Here is a 16,688-nt window from a genome sequence, read left to right on the forward strand (position 1 = left end):
AAAAAGGGGGACGGTGCGATCGCTCGCGCCGCCCCCTTGAAGTTAAAGAACTCTGGTCATCAGAGCCCTTCGGGTCGCGGGGCCTGATTAGCGCCAATCCGGACCGGTGAATGTGAGACAATTCACACGTGCGGAAAATTTCACGCACTGATATCGTTTGCAAAGGGCCCGTTCAGCCTGACGATCGCGAAGTTCAGGCACGCGGCAAAGCTCACCCACGCAAGGTAAGGCACGATCAGCCAGGTCGCGAGCACCGAGAAGGGTCGCAGCATCACGCACAACGCCAGAACGGAAAGCCAGAGCGGCACCACCTCGATCAGCGCCCAGTCGGGCCGCTTGCGCGTGAAGAACAATGGTGACCACAAAAAGTGGCACACGAAATTCGCGGCAAACAGCGCGATGACGGTCATCCGCCCTGCCTCGTTGCTCGCGCCGTTCCAGCTCAGCACGGCAGCCCAGGCGGCAAGGCCGAGAATGACCGTCCACGCCGGGCCGAACAGCCAGTCGGGCGGTTGCCATGACGGCTTCTTGAGATTGCGATACCAGGGGCCGATTTCGGTCAGGATTCCGCCCGCCCCGCCGAGGATCAGGGCCCAGAGGACGGCGGCAATGACATGAGGCTGCATGGGGCAAGGGTCTGCGCGTTATCGCCCGGTCATGCAACCTGCATCTGCAGGCGGCGTCTTGCGCACAAAGGCGGATCAGCTATGCCACTGCAATGATGCAGTTTTCCTGCCATTGCGGCGCAGTCACAGTGCAGATCGCGAAAATGCCTGCCTTCGTTCACGCCTGCAACTGCTCGCTCTGCCGCAAATCCGGCGCGCAGTGGGCCTACTTCGCCCCGACGGAAGTCCGGACCGCTGGAGTAACGAGCAGCTACGTCCGCACCGACAAGCCCGGCGCGGGAGCACAGATCCACTTCTGCGCCGCCTGCGGCAGCACCACGCATTTCGTGCTCACGCCAGAGACGATTGCGCAGCACGGCAACACCGTGACCGGCGTCAACATGGCGCTGGCCGATGAAAGCCAGCTCACAGGCCTGGAAATGCGCTTTCCCGACGGTGCCGCATGGGCCGGCCAGGGTCCGTTCGGCTACGTACGGGAAAGCGTTGTCATCGGCTCGGCGGATCAGCCGCAAAGCTCCTGAATGTAGGCGAACGCCTCTGCCGAAGGCTTTGTCGGCTGCAGTTCCAGCCCGACCGTTCCGGCATACCCAAGTCGCTCGAACAGCGCGAGCGCAGCCGGCCAGTCGATCTCGCCTGATCCTGGCTCACCCCGACCCGGCGCATCGGCGATCTGCACATGCACCACCTGATGCATCGCTGCGGCGAGCGCTATTTCCGGGTCCTCACCTTCGACGACCGAGTGGTAGAGGTCGTAGAGCACCTTCACGCGCGTGCTGCCTACCATATCGGCCACCACCACGCTGTCCTGCGTGGTCGAACACAGCACGCCGGGGTGATCATGCCGGGTGTTCGCGGATTCAAGCAGGATGGTCACATCGAGCTTTTCGGCGATCGGCACGATCTTGCGCAGCGCATCGGCAAAGATCGCAAGCTGCACCGGCCGCTTCAGCCAAGGCACGCCGCGCCCCGAAGTGACCACGACGTTCGAGCAGCCAAGGAACTTCGCCGCCGAAGCCGCCTCGCGGAAGGTCTCGAGAAAGCCCTCATGCGTGGCAGGATCGACCAGCTGCGTCACATAGTCCGCTACCGTGCTGATCAGCTCCACGCCATGTGCGTCGAGCGCCGCCTTGATCGCGACGAGATCGCGGCCCTTGAGCAGGAAGAGTTCGACCTTGCGGAAGCCCGCAGCCGCTGCTGCGGCAATGCGGTCTTCCACTTTCTCGCCGGCTTCGGTGAAGCCATATTCGAGGTTTACCGAAAGTTCGAAGGCCATCGCTCACGAACCCCAGATGCGGCGGGCCATCGCCTGGTGACGGCGGACCTGCTCGAAGGCATCGCGCATGTCATAGGCATGGCCTTCCCACTCGGAGACCATCGTGCCGGTGAACCCGCCATCCTTGAACAGCGGCAGGATCGTGTCGTAATCGATCGCTTCCTCGACCAGATCCTCGCTCACGCCATAGAACTTGCCGTGGATGTGGATGGTCCGGTCGACCAGCGCCGCCCAGCTCTTGGGATCGTGGTTGGAGAGGATGAAGAACGCGAGGCAAGCCGCCTGGATTTCCAGCGGGCCGTGACCCTTGGGCGCCGCCCATTCGCGCAAGCGCCCGGCCTTCTCGTGGCTCATCCCGTCCTCGAGCCAGACTTCCTTGAGCTTGTCGAGCAGGTCTTCCTTGGCACCCTTGGCGCGCGCGGCATCGAGCATCGATTCCGGAATGCGGCTTGCCGTGCCGCCGAAGTCGGGGATCCAGCCAAGGTACGGCGTATCCAGCTTGTCGTACATCTCGCCATAGGCCTGCACGGCGGGGTGCCCGGCCCACATCGGCGCATGGACTTCCACCCCCATGCGGATGTCCAGTTCCTCGGCATAGGGCGCGATTTCGGGCAGCAGGTGCACAGGCAGAGCAAACTGGTAGCGCACCAGGCTGAATCCCAGCTTCTTGGCCGAGCGGAGCTGGCGCTTGTGGTATTCGACCAGCGCTGCATCCTCGATCGGCTGCGCGCCCGGCTTGAGGAAGCGGTCGGAATTGATTGCGCAGGAAACGGGGTTCAGGCCGGTCTCAGCGATCATCTGCCTGAACTCTTCGGCGAACTTGTCCGAAACGTCCGGAAACTCGCGGAAGTTCTGGAAACCGATGATCTCGATATTCGGGCCCAGCCCACGCTTGGCCACTTCGGCCAGCAGCGTATCGAGTTCGAACTGGCGGGTCAGATACTCGTTGGTGAAGGAATAGAGCGTGACGCCCGTCTGGGGGCCGGTTGCGGTCGTGGTCATATTGCCGGTCCTCTCTCAGGCAGCTTCGACGGTGAGCGTGGAGGTTTGCGGATTGGTGCGCCGCATCCCCGGAATGTAGGGTGGGCTGATGAACAGGTTCAGCGAAACCTCGCGGGTCTCGCCCACCTCGGCGCGCAGCGAAGGCAGCACCAGGAACGCCGAATCACGGATGAACCAGAAGGTGTCGACCTTCTCGCCGTTCTGGGACAGCGGCCATTGCTGGCCGTCGTATTCGATCAGTGCGTCAGACAGATCCACAGCTTCGCCGTCCACCGCCAGCGGCCCCACTTCCACCACCGAAAACGGCAGCGAGCGATACCACGGCAAGCGCATCGCCAGCTTGAGCCCGCCTGCCGTGGCGGCAAGACCTTCTTCCCCGATCACCCGTTCGACTGGCAACACACTCGCTCTCCCGATAATTAGAATTTGCCTTCTAATCACCGCTTGACAGTGGGTCAAGGCCTGTGCAGATAAAACGGAACTTCAGTTCTATTCTAATAAACGGGCAGGTGCCAGAGGGTCATGGCGGAATTCGATTACATCATCGTGGGCGCAGGCTCGGCTGGCTGCGTTCTTGCCAACCGCCTGAGCGCCAACCCCTCAAATCGCGTGCTCCTGATCGAAGACGGCGGTGACAATCAGCACCCCTTCATCAAGATGGCCGGCGGCTTCATCAAGATGATGGGTAACCCCGATTACTTCCGCGTCTACCAGACCGAGCCGCGCCCCGGCATGCGCGGCGGCATCCACACTTACGGGCGCGGGCTTGGCGGCTCCTCGGCGATCAACGGCACGTGGTATCTCACCGGTATGCCCAAGGATTTCGACAGCTGGGCCGACCACGGTCTCGCGGGCTGGGGCTGGGATGAGATCGCCCGCTGCTACACCAAATTCGAGGATTACCGCGATCCTGGCGCCCACCCCGGCAGGGGCAAGGGCGGCGAACTGCAGGTCACCGCCTCAACCTACCAGTCCCCGGTGCTCGATGCACTGGTCGCTGGCTTCGGCACGCAAGGGATGCCCTGGCTGGATGACATCACCACGCCGGGCAAACAGGGTGTGGGCCGCAGCCAGTATACTGTCGACCGCAAGGGCGTGCGTGAAAGCTCGTACAAGGCCTTTGTCATGCCGATCCTAGGCCGCCACAATCTCACGATAGCCCAGCACACCGCCGTTTCGCGCGTGATGATCGAGAATGGCTGTGCCACCGGCGTCGTCACCGAAGCCCACGGGCAAGAGCGCATCCATACCGCCGCCAGGGAAGTCATCCTCTCCACCGGGGTCTACGGATCGCCCCAATTGCTCCAACTGTCGGGCGTCGGCCCCGGCGCGGTGCTGCAGGAGTTGGGCATCCCGGTGATCAAGGACCTCGTCCGCGTCGGTCAGAACCTTTCCGATCACACCAAGTTCGGCGTCTCGTTCGACTTGACCAACCACCCCGGCACCAACCGCGAATTCTTTGGCTGGCGGCTTTACCGCAATGCGCTGCAATACTTCCTCACCGGCAGCGGCCATCTTGCCCGTGTCGGCATGCCGATCACCGGCCTCTATGCCAGCGAGGGCACGCCCGAGGACTGGCCCGATCTCCAGGTCGGCGCTGCGCCCTTCGCCATGCGTACGGTGAACGAAATGGCCGCCCGCCCCGGCAGCCCGCTAACGCCCAATCCCGGCCTCACCTTCTCGGGCTATCACCTGCGCCCGAAAAGCCGCGGCGCGATTCGCCTCACCTCGCCCGATTATCGCGACGCCCCGGTCGCGGACGCCGCGATCTGGTCCGACCCGTCGGACCGGGCCAAGAGCCTCGAACTGTTCCGCCTCTTCCGGGCCATCGCCGGGTCGGAACCGTTGAAGACTTACATCGGCACCGAACGCATGCCCGGCCCCGACGTGCAGGATGAAGCCGCGATCCTTTCGGAACTGGCCAAGATGGTCGAAGTCGGCCTTCATGGCACCGGCACCTGCGCCATGGGCACCGATGAGACCAACTCGGTCACCGATACCCGCGCAAGGGTCCACGGCATCGGGTCGCTGCGCGTTGTAGACTGCTCGATCATGCCCACGCCCATCTCGGGCAACACCAACGGTCCGGCCATGGCCGTGGCGGAGCGGGCTGCGGAACTGATCCTCGAAGACGCGCGCTAGAGCGCCACAAAAAAGGGGAAGGCGGCGGTGCCCCCTTCCCCGATCGAGTGCCTGTCACGTTGGTGGAGGTGACGAGGGTGGATTGGGTCTCAGCCTTGCGGCCTCCAGATCCCCGCCATCGGCCCCCCTTCACCGAACAGCGCGTTCAGTGGCTCGTTGCTTTTGGCGGCGCGGGAGAGTTTGTCGGCGAGTGGGTCGTCGACGGGTCCGTTGTGGCCCTGGAGGTGGTGGATCCATGCGCTGAGGCCCTCGCGGATGGCGGGGCAGGTGCGGCCTTGCGCCTGGTTGTGGGCCAGCGTTTCGAGCCAGCGCTGCGGGATCTTCTGCGATCCGTCCATGGCGATCTGGATCAGGCGGTGGTTGAGGCTGGGGTTGGCAAAGCGGGCGATCAGCGCGTCGGCATAGGCGTCGAGGTCCTGGCCCGGTGTGGGCGTGATCGTCGGCGCGGCCTCGTTGCGCATCAGCTGTCCGGCAAGGCGGCGCAAGTCCGGGTCGGCGATGGCTTCGTGCACGTAAGCGTAGCCGGCGCGCAGGCCGCAATAGGCGAGCAGCGAGTGCGCGCCGTTGAGCATGCGCAGCTTGGCGGTCTCGTAGGGCGCGACCTCGGTCACCAGTTGCGCGCCGACCGCTTCCCAGCGCGGGCGCGGGGCTGCAAAGCGGTCCTCGATCACCCACTGGCTGAACGGTTCGGTAACGACGCAGGCCTCATCAAGAAGCCCACCCAGCGCCGCGGCCACGCTGGCGCGGTCTTCGTCGGTGGTGGCCGGCACGATGCGGTCGATCATGGTCGAGGGGCAGGTGCAGTTCTGGCTGAACCAGTCCACCAGATCAGGCTCGTGCCGTTCGAGGTACTGCAGCATGAGGCTTTCAAGCTTCGCGCCATTGTCGGCCAGGTTGTCGCACGACAGCAGCGTCACGCCCGGCAGGCCCGCCTTGGCCCGCGCCAGCAGCCCTTGCGTGACGAAGTAGTAGAAGCTCAAGGAGTGGGCGAGGTCGAAGTCCAGGCTGCCATCCGCAGCGCGGCAATAGCCTTTCTCGGTCACCGTCAGGCTGACGATGTGCGTGGATGGCGCGGCGACGGCAGCGATCACCGCATCGGGCTCCTCGCTGGCCACCAGCACATTGCGCACCGCGCCGACGATGCGCAGGGCCATGCCTTCGGCAGACTGTTCGGCCACGCTGTAGAGCCCGCCTTGCGGGTTCATCTGCCGCGCAACGCCGGGCGAGCGCAGCGAGACGCCGGTGATCATCCAGTCGGCATCGTCCCTGCGCTCGGCACCCAGGTTCATCGCCGCATCGGTGTACCAGGCCTGGTGCGCGCGGTGGAACGCGCCGATGCCGAAGTGGACGATGCCCACGGCTTGCGCGTCGCGATCGTAGAGCGGGCGGGCGATGGCAGCAGGCAGTGCGGCCAGCGCTTCGGGAGAGAGCCTCACAGCTTGTAGGCCTTCCTGGCAAGGTTGTACGACAGGTCCTGCGCCAGTTCAGCCGCTTCCCAGTCCTCGATGCGGTGTTCGGCGACAAGCTGCGCCAGGAAGCCGCAGTCGATACGCCGGGCAACGTCGTGCCGCGCCGGGATCGAGAGGAAGGCGCGGGTATCGTCGTTGAAGCCGACGGTGTTGTAGAAGCCGGCCGTCTCCGTCGTCATCTGGCGGAAGCGCTTCATGCCCTCGGGGCTGTCGTGGAACCACCATGCCGGGCCGAGCTTGAGGCAGGGGTAGTGCCCGGCGAGCGGCGCCAGTTCGCGGGCGTAGGCGCTCTCGTCCAGCGTGAACAGGATGATCGAGAGGTCCCGCTCGTTGCCGAACTTGTCGAGCAGGGGCTTGAGCGCATGGACGAAGTCGGTCCGCGTCGGGATGTCGGCGCCCTTGTCGCGGCCGAAGCGTTCGAACACCTGGGCATTGTGGTTGCGGAAACTGCCAGGATGGATCTGCATGACGAGGCCATCGTCAAGGCTCATGCCCGCCATCTCGGTCAGCATCTGCGCGCGGAACAGTTCGGCCTCGGCTGCGGTGAAGGTGCCGGCCACGACCTTGCCGAACAGCGCGGCAGCCTCGCTGGCCGAGAGGTTGGCGGTCGCCGCGGTGGGATGGCCATGGTCGGTGCTGGTCGCGCCCATCGAAGCGAAGAAGGCGCGGCGCTGGCGATGCGCGGCAAGGTAGCCGGTCCAGCTGCGGCAGTCCTCGCCGGTCAGGTGCGAGAACAGGTCGAGGTTCGCCTGGAAGCCCCCATGGTCATCGACGTACTCGGGGTCGATCACCGGATCGGGGCGATAGGCGGTGATGACGCGGCCCTGCCATCCGCCCTCGCGCGCATTCTCGGCGCGGATCGCGGCATGGTGCTCGAGCGTGTCGAGCGGGCTCTCGGTCGTGGCGATGACCTCGATGTTGTAGCGATCGAACAGCGCGCGCGGGCGGAAGGCGTCCGTGCCCAGCATCTCGGTGATCGTGTCGAAGTAAAGATCGGCAGTCTCGGCGCACAATTGCACGCCCATGCCAAAGGCCTCGGCAAAGACCCAGTCGAGCCACATCCGCGAGGGCGTGCCGCGAAACAGCCAGTAGCTTTGGGCAAAGAGCCGCCACGCCGCGCGCGGATCGACAGCCTTGTTGCGCACGCCAAGGTCTTCAAGCGCCAGCCCTTGCGAATAGAGCATGCGGAACACGTAATGGTCGGGCACCAGCAGCAGGTCGGTCGCATTGCCGAACGTCTCGTTGCCGGCAAACCAGCGCGGATCGGTATGACCATGCGGCGAAACGATCGGCAACCCCGCCACGCTCGCATAAAGCGCACGCGCAAGACCGCGCACCGAAGGATCGGCCGGCAACAACCGGTCGGGATGAAGCTCAAGATTGCGGGGCATTTCTATTCTCTCAGGCAATATCTGCGGTGATCAGGCGGCAGTCACGCCGTAGCTTTGGCGTATCGTTCGCGTTTGGCTTGAGTGGCTCTTCGTGCTTCGGCGAGGAGGCGTTCTTCGGTGGCGAAGAGGAGGCCGTCGAGCACGGCGGAGAGGTGGGCGCGCATGGCGGCGCGGGCGGCGTTGGGATCGCGCGCGCGCAGGGCATCGAGGATGGCGGTATGCTCCTCGACCACCGGCTTGATGTTGGCGTGGCGCGCCTTCTCGTGCAGCAGTGCGGCCTCGGGCGAGGTCCCGCGCAGGTCCCACAGCTGCGCCACGGTGTTGTAGACCGCAACGTTGCGGGTGGCGCGGGCGATGGCGAGGTGGAACGCACGGTCGGCGCTCTCGGTGCCGTTGGCGCTGCGGTTCTCCTCGGCGATCTGCTGGACGAGGTCCTCGATCTCGGCAAGGTCCTCGTCGGTCATCTGCGTGGCTGCCAGCGCCGCCGCCTCGCCCTCGAACAGCAGCCGCGCCTCGGTCAGCTCGAACGCGGTCACGTTGAAGCCGGGGCGGTCGTTCTCGCCCGGCAGGCGCTTCACATAGGCGCCCGAGCCAACCTTCACCTCGACCAGCCCCTGCACTTCCAGCGCAATGATCGCCTCGCGCACCGTCGGCCGGCTGACCTCGTAGCGCAGCGCCAGATCGCGCTCGGCCGGAAGGCGGCTGCCGACCGGATAGCGCCCGCCAGCCAGTTCATCGAGCAGCGAGCGGGCGAGATCCTGATAGAGCCGGTCGTGGGACTTGCCAGTTGCCATATCAACTTTCTGGTAATACCAATTCAGGGAACTTGACAGACCGAAACTGGTCCGTCAATCGGTATTACCACAAGCCGCCTGTCCTTAGCGAGTGCAACTCCCATGAAAATCACCGCCGCCCGCGTCATCGTCACCTGCCCGGGCCGCAACTTCGTGACGCTCAGGATCGAAACCGACCAGGGCGTCTACGGCATCGGCGATGGCACCTTGAACGGGCGCGAGCTTTCGGTCGTCGCCTATCTTGAAGAGCACGTCATCCCCTGCCTCATCGGCATGGACCCGCGCCGCATCGAGGACATCTGGCAGTATCTCTATCGCGGCGCCTACTGGCGCCGGGGCCCGGTCACCATGCGCGCGATCGCCGCGGTCGACATGGCGCTGTGGGACATCAAGGGCAAGATGGCCGGCATGCCGGTCTACCAGTTGCTCGGCGGCCGCAGCCGTGACGGCGTGATGGTCTATGGCCATGCCAATGGCTCGGACATTGCCGAGACGGTGGAGGCCGTCGGCCACTACATCGACATGGGCTACAAGGCGATCCGCGCCCAGACCGGCGTGCCCGGCATCAAGGATGCCTATGGCGTGGGCCGCGGCAAGCTCTACTACGAACCGGCCGATGCCGCGCTGCCCTCGGTCACCGGCTGGGATACGAGGCTGGCGCTGAACTATGTGCCGAAGATGTTCGAGGAGCTGCGCAAGACCTACGGCTTCGACCATCACCTGCTGCACGATGGCCACCACCGCTACACCCCGCAGGAAGCGGCCAACCTCGGCAAGATGCTCGAGCCCTACCAGCTGTTCTGGCTGGAGGACTGCACGCCGGCAGAGAACCAGGAAGCCTTCAAGATCGTGCGCCAGCACACCGTCACCCCGCTGGCCGTGGGCGAGATCTTCAACACCATCTGGGATGCCAAGGATCTCATCCAGAACCAGCTGATCGACTACATCCGCGCGACCGTCGTAGGCGCCGGCGGCCTTACCCACCTGCGCCGCATCGCCGACCTTGCCAGCCTCTACCAGATCCGCACCGGCTGCCACGGCGCCACCGACCTCTCGCCCGTCACCATGGGCTGTGCGCTCCACTTCGATACCTGGGTCCCCAACTTCGGCATCCAGGAATACATGCGCCACACCCCCGAAACCGACGAGGTCTTCCCCCACGACTACCACTTCGAAAAGGGCGAACTCTTCATCGGCGACACCCCAGGACACGGCGTCGACATCGACGAAAAGCTCGCCGCCAAATACCCTTACAAACCCGCATACCTCCCAGTCGCAAGACTCCAGGATGGAACCATGTGGAACTGGTAGAACCAGGCACGGGGAGAGGATAGCAAGGCATGAACTGGAAATCAGCGCGGCTGCGCATCCTGGCGCTGGTGATGGTCGGGACCATCCTCAACTATATCGCGCGCAACTCGCTGGGCGCGCTGGCCCCCCAATTGAAGCTCGATCTCCAGATCACTACCGAGCAGTATTCCTACATCGTCGGCGCATTCCAGCTTGCCTATACCGTGATGCAGCCGATTGGCGGCATGCTGATCGACCGGATCGGTCTGACCGCCGGCTTCGCGCTCTTCGCCGTCGCGTGGAGCGTTGCCAACATGGCGCACGGATTCGCCCGGGGCTGGCTGTCGCTCGCGGCCTTCCGGGGCCTGCTCGGCATGGCCGAGGCCGCCGTGATCCCCGCCGGCATGAAGACCATCGGCGAGTGGTTCCCTGATCGCGAACGCTCGGTCGCGACTGGGTGGTTCAACGCCGGGACGGCGCTGGGGGCGGTGATCGCGCCGGTCATGGCTGCCTTGCTGGCCAAGCACTATGGCTGGCAGGCCGCCTTCGTGGTTACCGGTGGCATCGGGCTGATCTTTGCGGCGGCATGGTATCGCTGGTATCGTTCGCCGCAGGACGCATCGTACGTCAGCGCCGAAGAATTGGCCGCGATCCAGGATGGGCAGCGCCCTGTTCCGGTCTCTGCCACGACCATTCGCTCGATCATCGGTTCATCGCGCTACTGGGCCATCGCCGTGCCCCGCTTCCTTGCCGAACCGGCATGGCAGACCTTCAGCTTCTGGGTGCCGCTCTATTTCGCCAAGGAGCGTGGCTGGGACCTGACGCAGATCGCGATGTTCGCGTGGGTGCCATTCCTTGCGGCGGACGCAGGCGGCATCCTTGGCGGCTATCTCGCGCCATGGCTGCAGCGCTGGAAGGGGCTGTCGCTTGAAGGGTCGCGCATTGCCGGCATCTGGATCGGCGCCATCCTGATGATCGCCCCGGGCTGCGTCGGCCTCGTCGCCAGCCCCTATGCCGCGATCGGACTGCTCGCCATCGGCGGCTTTGCGCATCAGGTCATCTCCGTCCTGATCAACACCCTGTCCGCCGATGTCTTCCCCAAGTCAGACATTGCCAAGGCGAACGGCCTCGTCGGCATGGCCGGATGGACCGGCGGCCTGCTGTTCTCCCTCGCCATTGGCCAGTTCGCCGACAAGATCGGCTTCGCGCCGCTGTTCGCCTGCCTTGGCCTGTTCGACCTGATCGGCGCGATCTGGCTCCTCGCCCTGCGCCGCCGCCTCACTTTCGCGAAAGCCTGAGCTGATGAACGAAGTCTCCCCGCCCCGCCGCGCGCGCCTTTCTGCACCGCCGCGCTTCGCCGTGACGCAAGTCGAAGGGCCACGCATCACGCTCGGCTCCGACACCGGAGCGGTCGCCCATGTCTTCGTGCTGGAAGACGACATGATCCGCGTGCTGCTGCTGGCCAAGGGCGAGGTCACTTCTCCGCCAAGCTGGACCATCGCGCCCGGTGCCGAAGACATTGCCGAACCGGGGCGTGACCGCATGGACACGAGCGGGTTTTCCGCGCCTGCATTCACGCTGCAGGACTCGCCCGACGGGATCGTCATCGCAACCGCGCGGCTGAAGCTCACGATCAGGCCCGAAGGCCTGCTTTGCACCTGGCATCAGGCGACAGCAGATGCCTGGCAGCTCATTTCCGAAGACCGCCCCACCCAAGCCTACAACTTCGGTTGGTGGGATGAGGCCACCTATCATTACGTCAAGCGCCGCCCAGGCGAGCGCTACTTCGGCCTTGGCGAACGCAGCGGTGACCTGGACCGCGCCGGCCGCCGCCTGCGCCTGACCAATCTCGATTGCATGGGTTATGACGCGCAGAGCGACGATCCGCTCTACAAGTCGATCCCCTGGGTGCTCGTGGTCGATGGCGAAGGCGCGGCGCATGGCGTGTTCTACGATACGCTGGCCGATCCGGTTTTCGATTTCGGGCACGAGCATTCTAACTACCACCCGCATTATCGCTACATGCGCGCCGAGAGCGGTGACCTCGATTACTACATGATCGCCGGGCCCGATGCCGGCGCAGTGGCAAGACGCTTCACCTGGCTGACCGGCCGCCCCGCCTTCATGCCGCGCTGGTCGGTGGGCTATTCCGGCTCGACCATGCTCTATACCGATGCGCCCAACGCGCAGGAGCAGATGGGCGAGTTTCTCGCAGGGCTCGAACGGCACGGCGTGCCCTGCACCTCGTTCCACCTGTCATCGGGCTACACCTCGATCGGCGACAAGCGCTACGTCTTCAACTGGAACCACGACAAGTTTCCCGACATTGCGGGCTTCGTCAAAGGCTACGCCGATGCCGGGGTGGAGCTTGTGCCCAACATAAAGCCGGCGCTGCTCCTGTCGCACCCACGCTACGCCGAATTGGCGGCGAAGGGCTGGTTCGTCAGCGACGAGAACGGACAGCCGGTGGAATGCCTGTTCTGGGATGAACTGGGCAGCTACCTCGATTTCACGAACCCGGATGCCGCCGCGTGGTGGCGTGAGCAGGTGACCGCGCAGTTGCTCTCCTATGGCATGCGCGCCACGTGGAACGACAACAACGAGTACGAGATCTGGGACACGAGCGCCCGCTTCGCCGGGTTCGGAGCGCCGCGCCCCGCCGCAGCCGAACGCCCGGCGCAGACGCTGCTGATGATGCGCGCCTCGCGCGCCGCGCAGATCGCCTATCGCCCCGAAGAGCGCCCATATCTGGTCACTCGCAGCGGCATGGCCGGGATGCAGCGCTATGCACAGACCTGGTCTGGCGACAACTTCACCGCGTGGAAGACCCTGCGCTACAACCAGAAGATGGGGCTTGGCCTTGCCCTTTCCGGGGTCTCAAACACCGGGCACGACATCGGCGGCTTTGCCGGCCCCTCGCCCGAACCCGAACTGCTGCTGCGCTGGGTCCAGGCGGGCATCATGATGCCGCGCTTCTCGATCCACAGCTGGAACAGCGATGGCACGGTAAACGAGCCGTGGATGTATCCCGAGACCACCCCGGCGATCGTCGGCATGATGAACCTGCGCCGCGCGCTGGTGCCGCTCCTGCACGATCTGCTGTGGCGACATCACGCTGCTTGCGAGATCGTCACCCGTCCGCTGTGGCTGGACTTTCCGCAAGACCCGCAGGCGTGGGTCGATGGCGACAGCTACCTGCTCGGCCCGAACCTGCTGGTCGCCCCCGCGCTGGACAAGGGCGTGACCACGGTTCAGGCCTACCTCCCCGGCCCGGCCCGCTGGATAGACCTGCGCGACGACCGGATTCTGGATGGCGGGAAGATGCACGATCTGCCCGCCCCCGCCGAAGGCCTCCCTCCGATCCTCGCGCGCGAAGGCTCGGCCCACCTCGTCGACATCGCGCCGGGCGGCTTCGCCCCGCCAGCGCCGCAACCTGCGGTGCTGCTGACTCTGGCACCGGGCGAGAGCCGTCTGGAGTGGACGGGTTACGATGAAGCCAGCGACGCCTGGCCCGATCCGGATCAGCCCCCGCTATGGCAGGCGACCATCCAGACCTCGGACAACGCCATCGCAATCGAGGCCGCATGGTGCGGCCCCGGCGCAGCGCCTTCGACGGTCCTGTCGTTTGTCGTGCCGGAGCGCGAAAAGCGCGAGATCACCGTCAACGGCACCACACCGCCAGTTCGCTTGGCACAGGTGCTGGGTCTCCAGCGCAAGGTCTTTGACTGGCAGATCTGATCGCAAAAAAGGAACCGGCCCGAACGCGTTCCGCATACGGGCCGGTTCGTGAACTGCCAGATGGCAGGGTGGACTCTGTGGTCTGAAGCTAGCGGCCAGTGATGCCGTTTGCCTTGAGCCAAAGGGCGTACTGGTCAAACCAGGCATCGCTCGTCGTGCCGTTGGGCTGCGAGGCGAACCCGTGCCCACCTGCGCTGTAGAGGTGAAACTCCACCTTTGCGCCGGCCTGCCGCCAGGCATGGAACAGACCGAAGTCCTGCTTGATGAAGAAGCGGTCGTCCGCAGCAATCGCTGCGAACAGCGGCGGCGCATTGGCGGGCACTTCGGACTTTTCGGTAGGCCCATAGACCATGCCGACAAAGTCTGGCCGCGCATCTTCGGCATTGGCCTGCGTCGTTGCCAGCGTCGTCATCGCTCCGGCCGAAAAGCCGAGGATCCCGATCTTTGCAGGATTGACGTGCCAGCGCGCCGCTTCCTTGCGCACCATGCGGATCGCCGCCTGCGTATCGGCGACAGCATAGTCGCGGTTCGTCAGGTCGACCGGCGCGCCCTTCTGGAACAGGTTGCTGAGCGCTTCCCTGAACCCGTCGATGCTGCCTGGCACCGGCTGCGTCCGATACTTCACGATGAACACGCGCACGCCCAGCTTGTCGAGACGGCGCGCAACGTCAAAGCCCTCATTGTCCATGGCGAGGAACTGGAAGCCCCCGCCGGGGACGAGCAACACTGCAGGCGCATCGCTATCGGCCGGCAGGCTGCTCGGCCACGCGATGAGTTGCGGCTTGCTAACGTTGTAGACCAGTCGCTGGTCCGGCGTCTGCTGCGCCCAGGCCTCGTGCGCAGGGTTGGCGCGCGGCAAGGTCACTGGCAGGTCCACGCTGGGCAGCGCCGGGGGCGTGGCCGCGGGCAGCACGCCTTTGACCCAGTCGCCCGGCGCGGCAAGCGTTGGCGCTGCCGCAAGGCTCAGCACTACAGCAAGAATACGCTTCACTTCGTCGGCTCTCCGGCTTTGCGGGCAAAGTATTCCGCCAGCACGCTGAACGCCTGCTTGCGCTGGCCCGTCTCCGAAATCAGGCCCTTGCGGTTGAAGCCCATCTGGAAATCCGGATTCTGACGGCGTGGCGAACGGAAGTCCTTGAGGATCCAGGGTGAAATTCCGCGCAAGGTCGGCACGCGATCGGCCATTTCCAGCGTCTTGCGATAGAACTCGGCCTGAAATTCTTCCGAGAACTTCTGCATGCCGTCCGGACTGTGGAACCCGGCCTTGGCGTCGGCACCGAATTCCGAAAAGATCAGCGGCTTGTCCGCGGGCAAGTTCCACACGCTGCCCGGCAAATCTGCGAGGCGGTCCGAGGTGTACCACCCGTTGTAGGTGTTGATCGACACGATATCGAGATCGTCCGCCAGGGGATCGGCCATCGTCATGGTCGGCACCGAGGCTGCCTTGTCCCGCTCGACCAGCAGCGCCGCACTGACCAGGCGGCTGGGATCGAGGCGGCGCACATCACCGATCAATGTGCGCAGGAAGGTGTTGCGCGCATCGCTGACCGGGGTTTCGTTGGCCACGCTCCAGATCACCACCGATGCGCGGTTGCGATCGCGCAGGATGTTCTCGGCCAGCATGTTGCGCGCCGTTGCCAGGGTCGAGGGGTTCGACCACGCCACCATCCAGTAGACCGGCACCTCGCTCCAGACGAGCAGGCCCATCTCGTCGGCGGTGCGGGTCATCACCTCGGAATGGGGATAGTGCGAAAGGCGCACGAAATTGCCGTGGAGGCCGCTCTTGATCTCGCCCAGCAAGGCCTTGGCATTCTCGGGCGTAATCACGCGGGCAGGATTTGCCGCGATCTCTTCCTCGTGCATCGAAATGCCGCGCAGGAACACGGGCTTGCCATTAAGCAGGATGTCCGCGCCCTTGCGCTCGATCGTGCGGAAGCCGATGCGGTCGCGCCAGGTGTCCTCGCCCGCCGCCAGCGTCACATCGTAAAGCTTCGGGCTTTCCGGAGTCCAACGCATCAGCGCGCGCGGCGCCGTGGCGCTGGCGCGCCAGTTGCCCTGCGCATCGGTCCGCCCTTTCAGCTCGAACGGCAATCCCGCGACCTTGAGCTGCAAGGGCTGGTTGGCGGCCGCTGGCCCATCAAGATGCGCATCGACCGCGATCTTGCCTTCACGCGTCAGCCGCACCCATGCGCTGTCAACAAAGGTGTCGCTGGTGTGGACGAGCTTAACTTCGCGCGTCACGCCGCCATAGTTCTCCCAGTCGGTCACCGGTGGCGGAACCGTCGCAGCGGTGGCCGCAGAGTCTACGCCGATGGTGATCTGGTTGTCGCCATCGCGCAGCAGCTTGGTCACATCGAAGGCAAACGGGGTGAACCCGCCTTCGTGCCGCCCCACTGGCTGGCCGTTGACGAAGACGACGGTGGCGTAGTTCGACGCCCCGAAACGCAGGAAATAGCGGCCCTTGCGGCCCACCGGACTATCGAAATGGCGGCGGTACCACACCAGCCCCTGATAATGGCGCATCTCGGGCGAGGCGGCGAGCCATGATCCCGGCAGCTTCACCTTGCGATCATGATCGAGATCGAACTCGAACAATTCGCGATTGTCCTGCGCCAGCGTCTTGCGCACATCAATGTCGAGCCAGCGCTGTTCGGTGCGGTTGGGCGCTTCGCCATGGAACCCGGCAATTCCTGACCGGTAAGGATCGATCGACCAGTTCCACTCGCCCGAAAGGTCCATGCCCTCGCGCATGTCGGCTGAAACGAGCAGCGGCGCGGTGTCGACAGTGGCGAGTGGCAGCGTCGTGAATACGGACTCGGCGGCAAGGGCATGCGTCCCGAATGCAAACGCGCCCGCCAGCAGCGGGCCAAGAATTGCTCGATCAAATCGTGCCACGCGCATGCTCTCTCCTGCCACTGTTTACCGGGCGCAATTCGGCAGCCGGGCCTGCTCTTGCAGTACGA

General features: G+C 64.9%; 14 protein-coding genes. 5 read left to right on the forward strand and 9 right to left on the reverse strand.

The window, feature by feature from the left end; all coding sequences use genetic code 11:
* Positions 1-140 precede the first annotated feature (140 nt).
* On the reverse strand, positions 141-626 hold the full coding sequence (locus B9A23_RS04860) for a TspO/MBR family protein (protein WP_084277714.1): 486 nt from the start codon (positions 624-626) through the stop codon (positions 141-143).
* Positions 627-718: 92 nt separating this feature from the next.
* Here B9A23_RS04860 and B9A23_RS04865 point away from each other — a divergent pair, with 92 nt between their 5' ends.
* Positions 719-1,147: a GFA family protein gene (locus B9A23_RS04865; protein ID WP_084277715.1), complete on the forward strand. Its 429-nt coding sequence runs from the start codon at positions 719-721 to the stop codon at positions 1,145-1,147.
* On the opposite strand, the gene B9A23_RS04870 is transcribed toward B9A23_RS04865, so the two are convergent.
* Genes B9A23_RS04870 through B9A23_RS04880 form a run of 3 tightly spaced genes read right to left on the reverse strand, consistent with a single transcriptional unit; the run spans position 1,129 to position 3,303 of the window.
* The gene (locus B9A23_RS04870; protein WP_084277716.1) at positions 1,129-1,899 is read right to left on the reverse strand and encodes a TIM barrel protein; all 771 of its coding nucleotides are present in this window, start codon (positions 1,897-1,899) and stop codon (positions 1,129-1,131) included. The genes B9A23_RS04865 and B9A23_RS04870 overlap by 19 nt on opposite strands.
* A 3-nt stretch (positions 1,900-1,902) precedes the next feature.
* Entirely contained in the window at positions 1,903-2,901 is a 999-nt protein-coding gene (locus B9A23_RS04875; protein ID WP_084277717.1) for a sugar phosphate isomerase/epimerase family protein, read from the reverse strand.
* A 15-nt stretch (positions 2,902-2,916) separates the two neighbouring features.
* Positions 2,917-3,303 (reverse strand): C-glycoside deglycosidase beta subunit domain-containing protein, encoded by a 387-nt coding sequence (locus B9A23_RS04880; RefSeq protein WP_084277718.1) that lies wholly within the window; start codon positions 3,301-3,303, stop codon positions 2,917-2,919.
* 120 nt (positions 3,304-3,423) lie between these two features.
* Between B9A23_RS04880 and B9A23_RS04885 the strand changes: the two genes are divergently transcribed.
* Complete coding sequence (locus B9A23_RS04885) at positions 3,424-5,043, forward strand: GMC family oxidoreductase (protein WP_084277719.1); 1,620 nt, start codon at positions 3,424-3,426, stop codon at positions 5,041-5,043.
* An 89-nt stretch (positions 5,044-5,132) separates the two neighbouring features.
* Here the strand turns inward: B9A23_RS04885 and B9A23_RS04890 are convergent, their stop codons facing one another.
* Genes B9A23_RS04890 through B9A23_RS04900 form a run of 3 tightly spaced genes read right to left on the reverse strand, consistent with a single transcriptional unit; the run spans position 5,133 to position 8,697 of the window.
* Positions 5,133-6,479, reverse strand: a complete 1,347-nt coding sequence (locus B9A23_RS04890) for a mannitol dehydrogenase family protein (protein ID WP_084277720.1) — start codon at positions 6,477-6,479, stop codon at positions 5,133-5,135.
* A complete protein-coding gene (uxaC, locus tag B9A23_RS04895) occupies positions 6,476-7,903 on the reverse strand; it encodes a glucuronate isomerase (protein ID WP_084277721.1) in 1,428 nt (475 codons plus the stop codon). The genes B9A23_RS04890 and uxaC overlap by 4 nt, the downstream gene beginning before the upstream one ends.
* Before the next feature lie 41 nt (positions 7,904-7,944).
* Complete coding sequence (locus B9A23_RS04900; RefSeq protein WP_084277722.1) at positions 7,945-8,697, reverse strand: FadR/GntR family transcriptional regulator; 753 nt, start codon at positions 8,695-8,697, stop codon at positions 7,945-7,947.
* 102 nt (positions 8,698-8,799) lie between these two features.
* Between B9A23_RS04900 and manD the strand changes: the two genes are divergently transcribed.
* The 3 genes from manD to B9A23_RS04915 are packed head-to-tail and all read left to right on the forward strand — an operon-like array spanning position 8,800 to position 13,725.
* A complete protein-coding gene (gene manD, locus B9A23_RS04905) occupies positions 8,800-10,008 on the forward strand; it encodes a D-mannonate dehydratase ManD (protein ID WP_084277723.1) in 1,209 nt (402 codons plus the stop codon).
* A 29-nt stretch (positions 10,009-10,037) separates the two neighbouring features.
* Positions 10,038-11,285 (forward strand): MFS transporter, encoded by a 1,248-nt coding sequence (locus B9A23_RS04910; RefSeq protein ID WP_084277724.1) that lies wholly within the window; start codon positions 10,038-10,040, stop codon positions 11,283-11,285.
* A 4-nt stretch (positions 11,286-11,289) separates the two neighbouring features.
* Entirely contained in the window at positions 11,290-13,725 is a 2,436-nt protein-coding gene (locus tag B9A23_RS04915) for a glycoside hydrolase family 31 protein (RefSeq protein ID WP_084277725.1), read from the forward strand.
* An 88-nt stretch (positions 13,726-13,813) separates the two neighbouring features.
* On the opposite strand, the gene B9A23_RS04920 is transcribed toward B9A23_RS04915, so the two are convergent.
* Positions 13,814-14,716, reverse strand: a complete 903-nt coding sequence (locus B9A23_RS04920) for an alpha/beta hydrolase (protein ID WP_084277726.1) — start codon at positions 14,714-14,716, stop codon at positions 13,814-13,816.
* Positions 14,713-16,620 carry a glycoside hydrolase family 2 protein gene (locus tag B9A23_RS04925; RefSeq protein WP_254894994.1) on the reverse strand — a complete coding sequence of 636 codons (1,908 nt, stop codon included), beginning with the start codon at positions 16,618-16,620 and terminating at the stop codon, positions 14,713-14,715. The genes B9A23_RS04920 and B9A23_RS04925 overlap by 4 nt, the downstream gene beginning before the upstream one ends.
* Positions 16,621-16,688 lie beyond the last annotated feature (68 nt).

Origin of the sequence: Novosphingobium sp. B1 (genome assembly GCF_900176395.1) — a bacterium.
Taxonomy (GTDB): Bacteria; Pseudomonadota; Alphaproteobacteria; order Sphingomonadales; family Sphingomonadaceae; genus Novosphingobium.

Coding starts and splice junctions, on each gene's coding strand:
- B9A23_RS04860 (WP_084277714.1), bottom strand. CDS start 626: ATGCAGCCTCATGTCATTGCCGCCGTCCTCTGGGCCCTGATCCTCGGC.
- B9A23_RS04865 (WP_084277715.1), top strand. CDS start 719: ATGATGCAGTTTTCCTGCCATTGCGGCGCAGTCACAGTGCAGATCGCG.
- B9A23_RS04870 (WP_084277716.1), bottom strand. CDS start 1,899: ATGGCCTTCGAACTTTCGGTAAACCTCGAATATGGCTTCACCGAAGCC.
- B9A23_RS04875 (WP_084277717.1), bottom strand. CDS start 2,901: ATGACCACGACCGCAACCGGCCCCCAGACGGGCGTCACGCTCTATTCC.
- B9A23_RS04885 (WP_084277719.1), top strand. CDS start 3,424: ATGGCGGAATTCGATTACATCATCGTGGGCGCAGGCTCGGCTGGCTGC.
- uxaC (WP_084277721.1), bottom strand. CDS start 7,903: ATGCCCCGCAATCTTGAGCTTCATCCCGACCGGTTGTTGCCGGCCGAT.
- B9A23_RS04900 (WP_084277722.1), bottom strand. CDS start 8,697: ATGGCAACTGGCAAGTCCCACGACCGGCTCTATCAGGATCTCGCCCGC.
- manD (WP_084277723.1), top strand. CDS start 8,800: ATGAAAATCACCGCCGCCCGCGTCATCGTCACCTGCCCGGGCCGCAAC.
- B9A23_RS04910 (WP_084277724.1), top strand. CDS start 10,038: ATGAACTGGAAATCAGCGCGGCTGCGCATCCTGGCGCTGGTGATGGTC.
- B9A23_RS04915 (WP_084277725.1), top strand. CDS start 11,290: ATGAACGAAGTCTCCCCGCCCCGCCGCGCGCGCCTTTCTGCACCGCCG.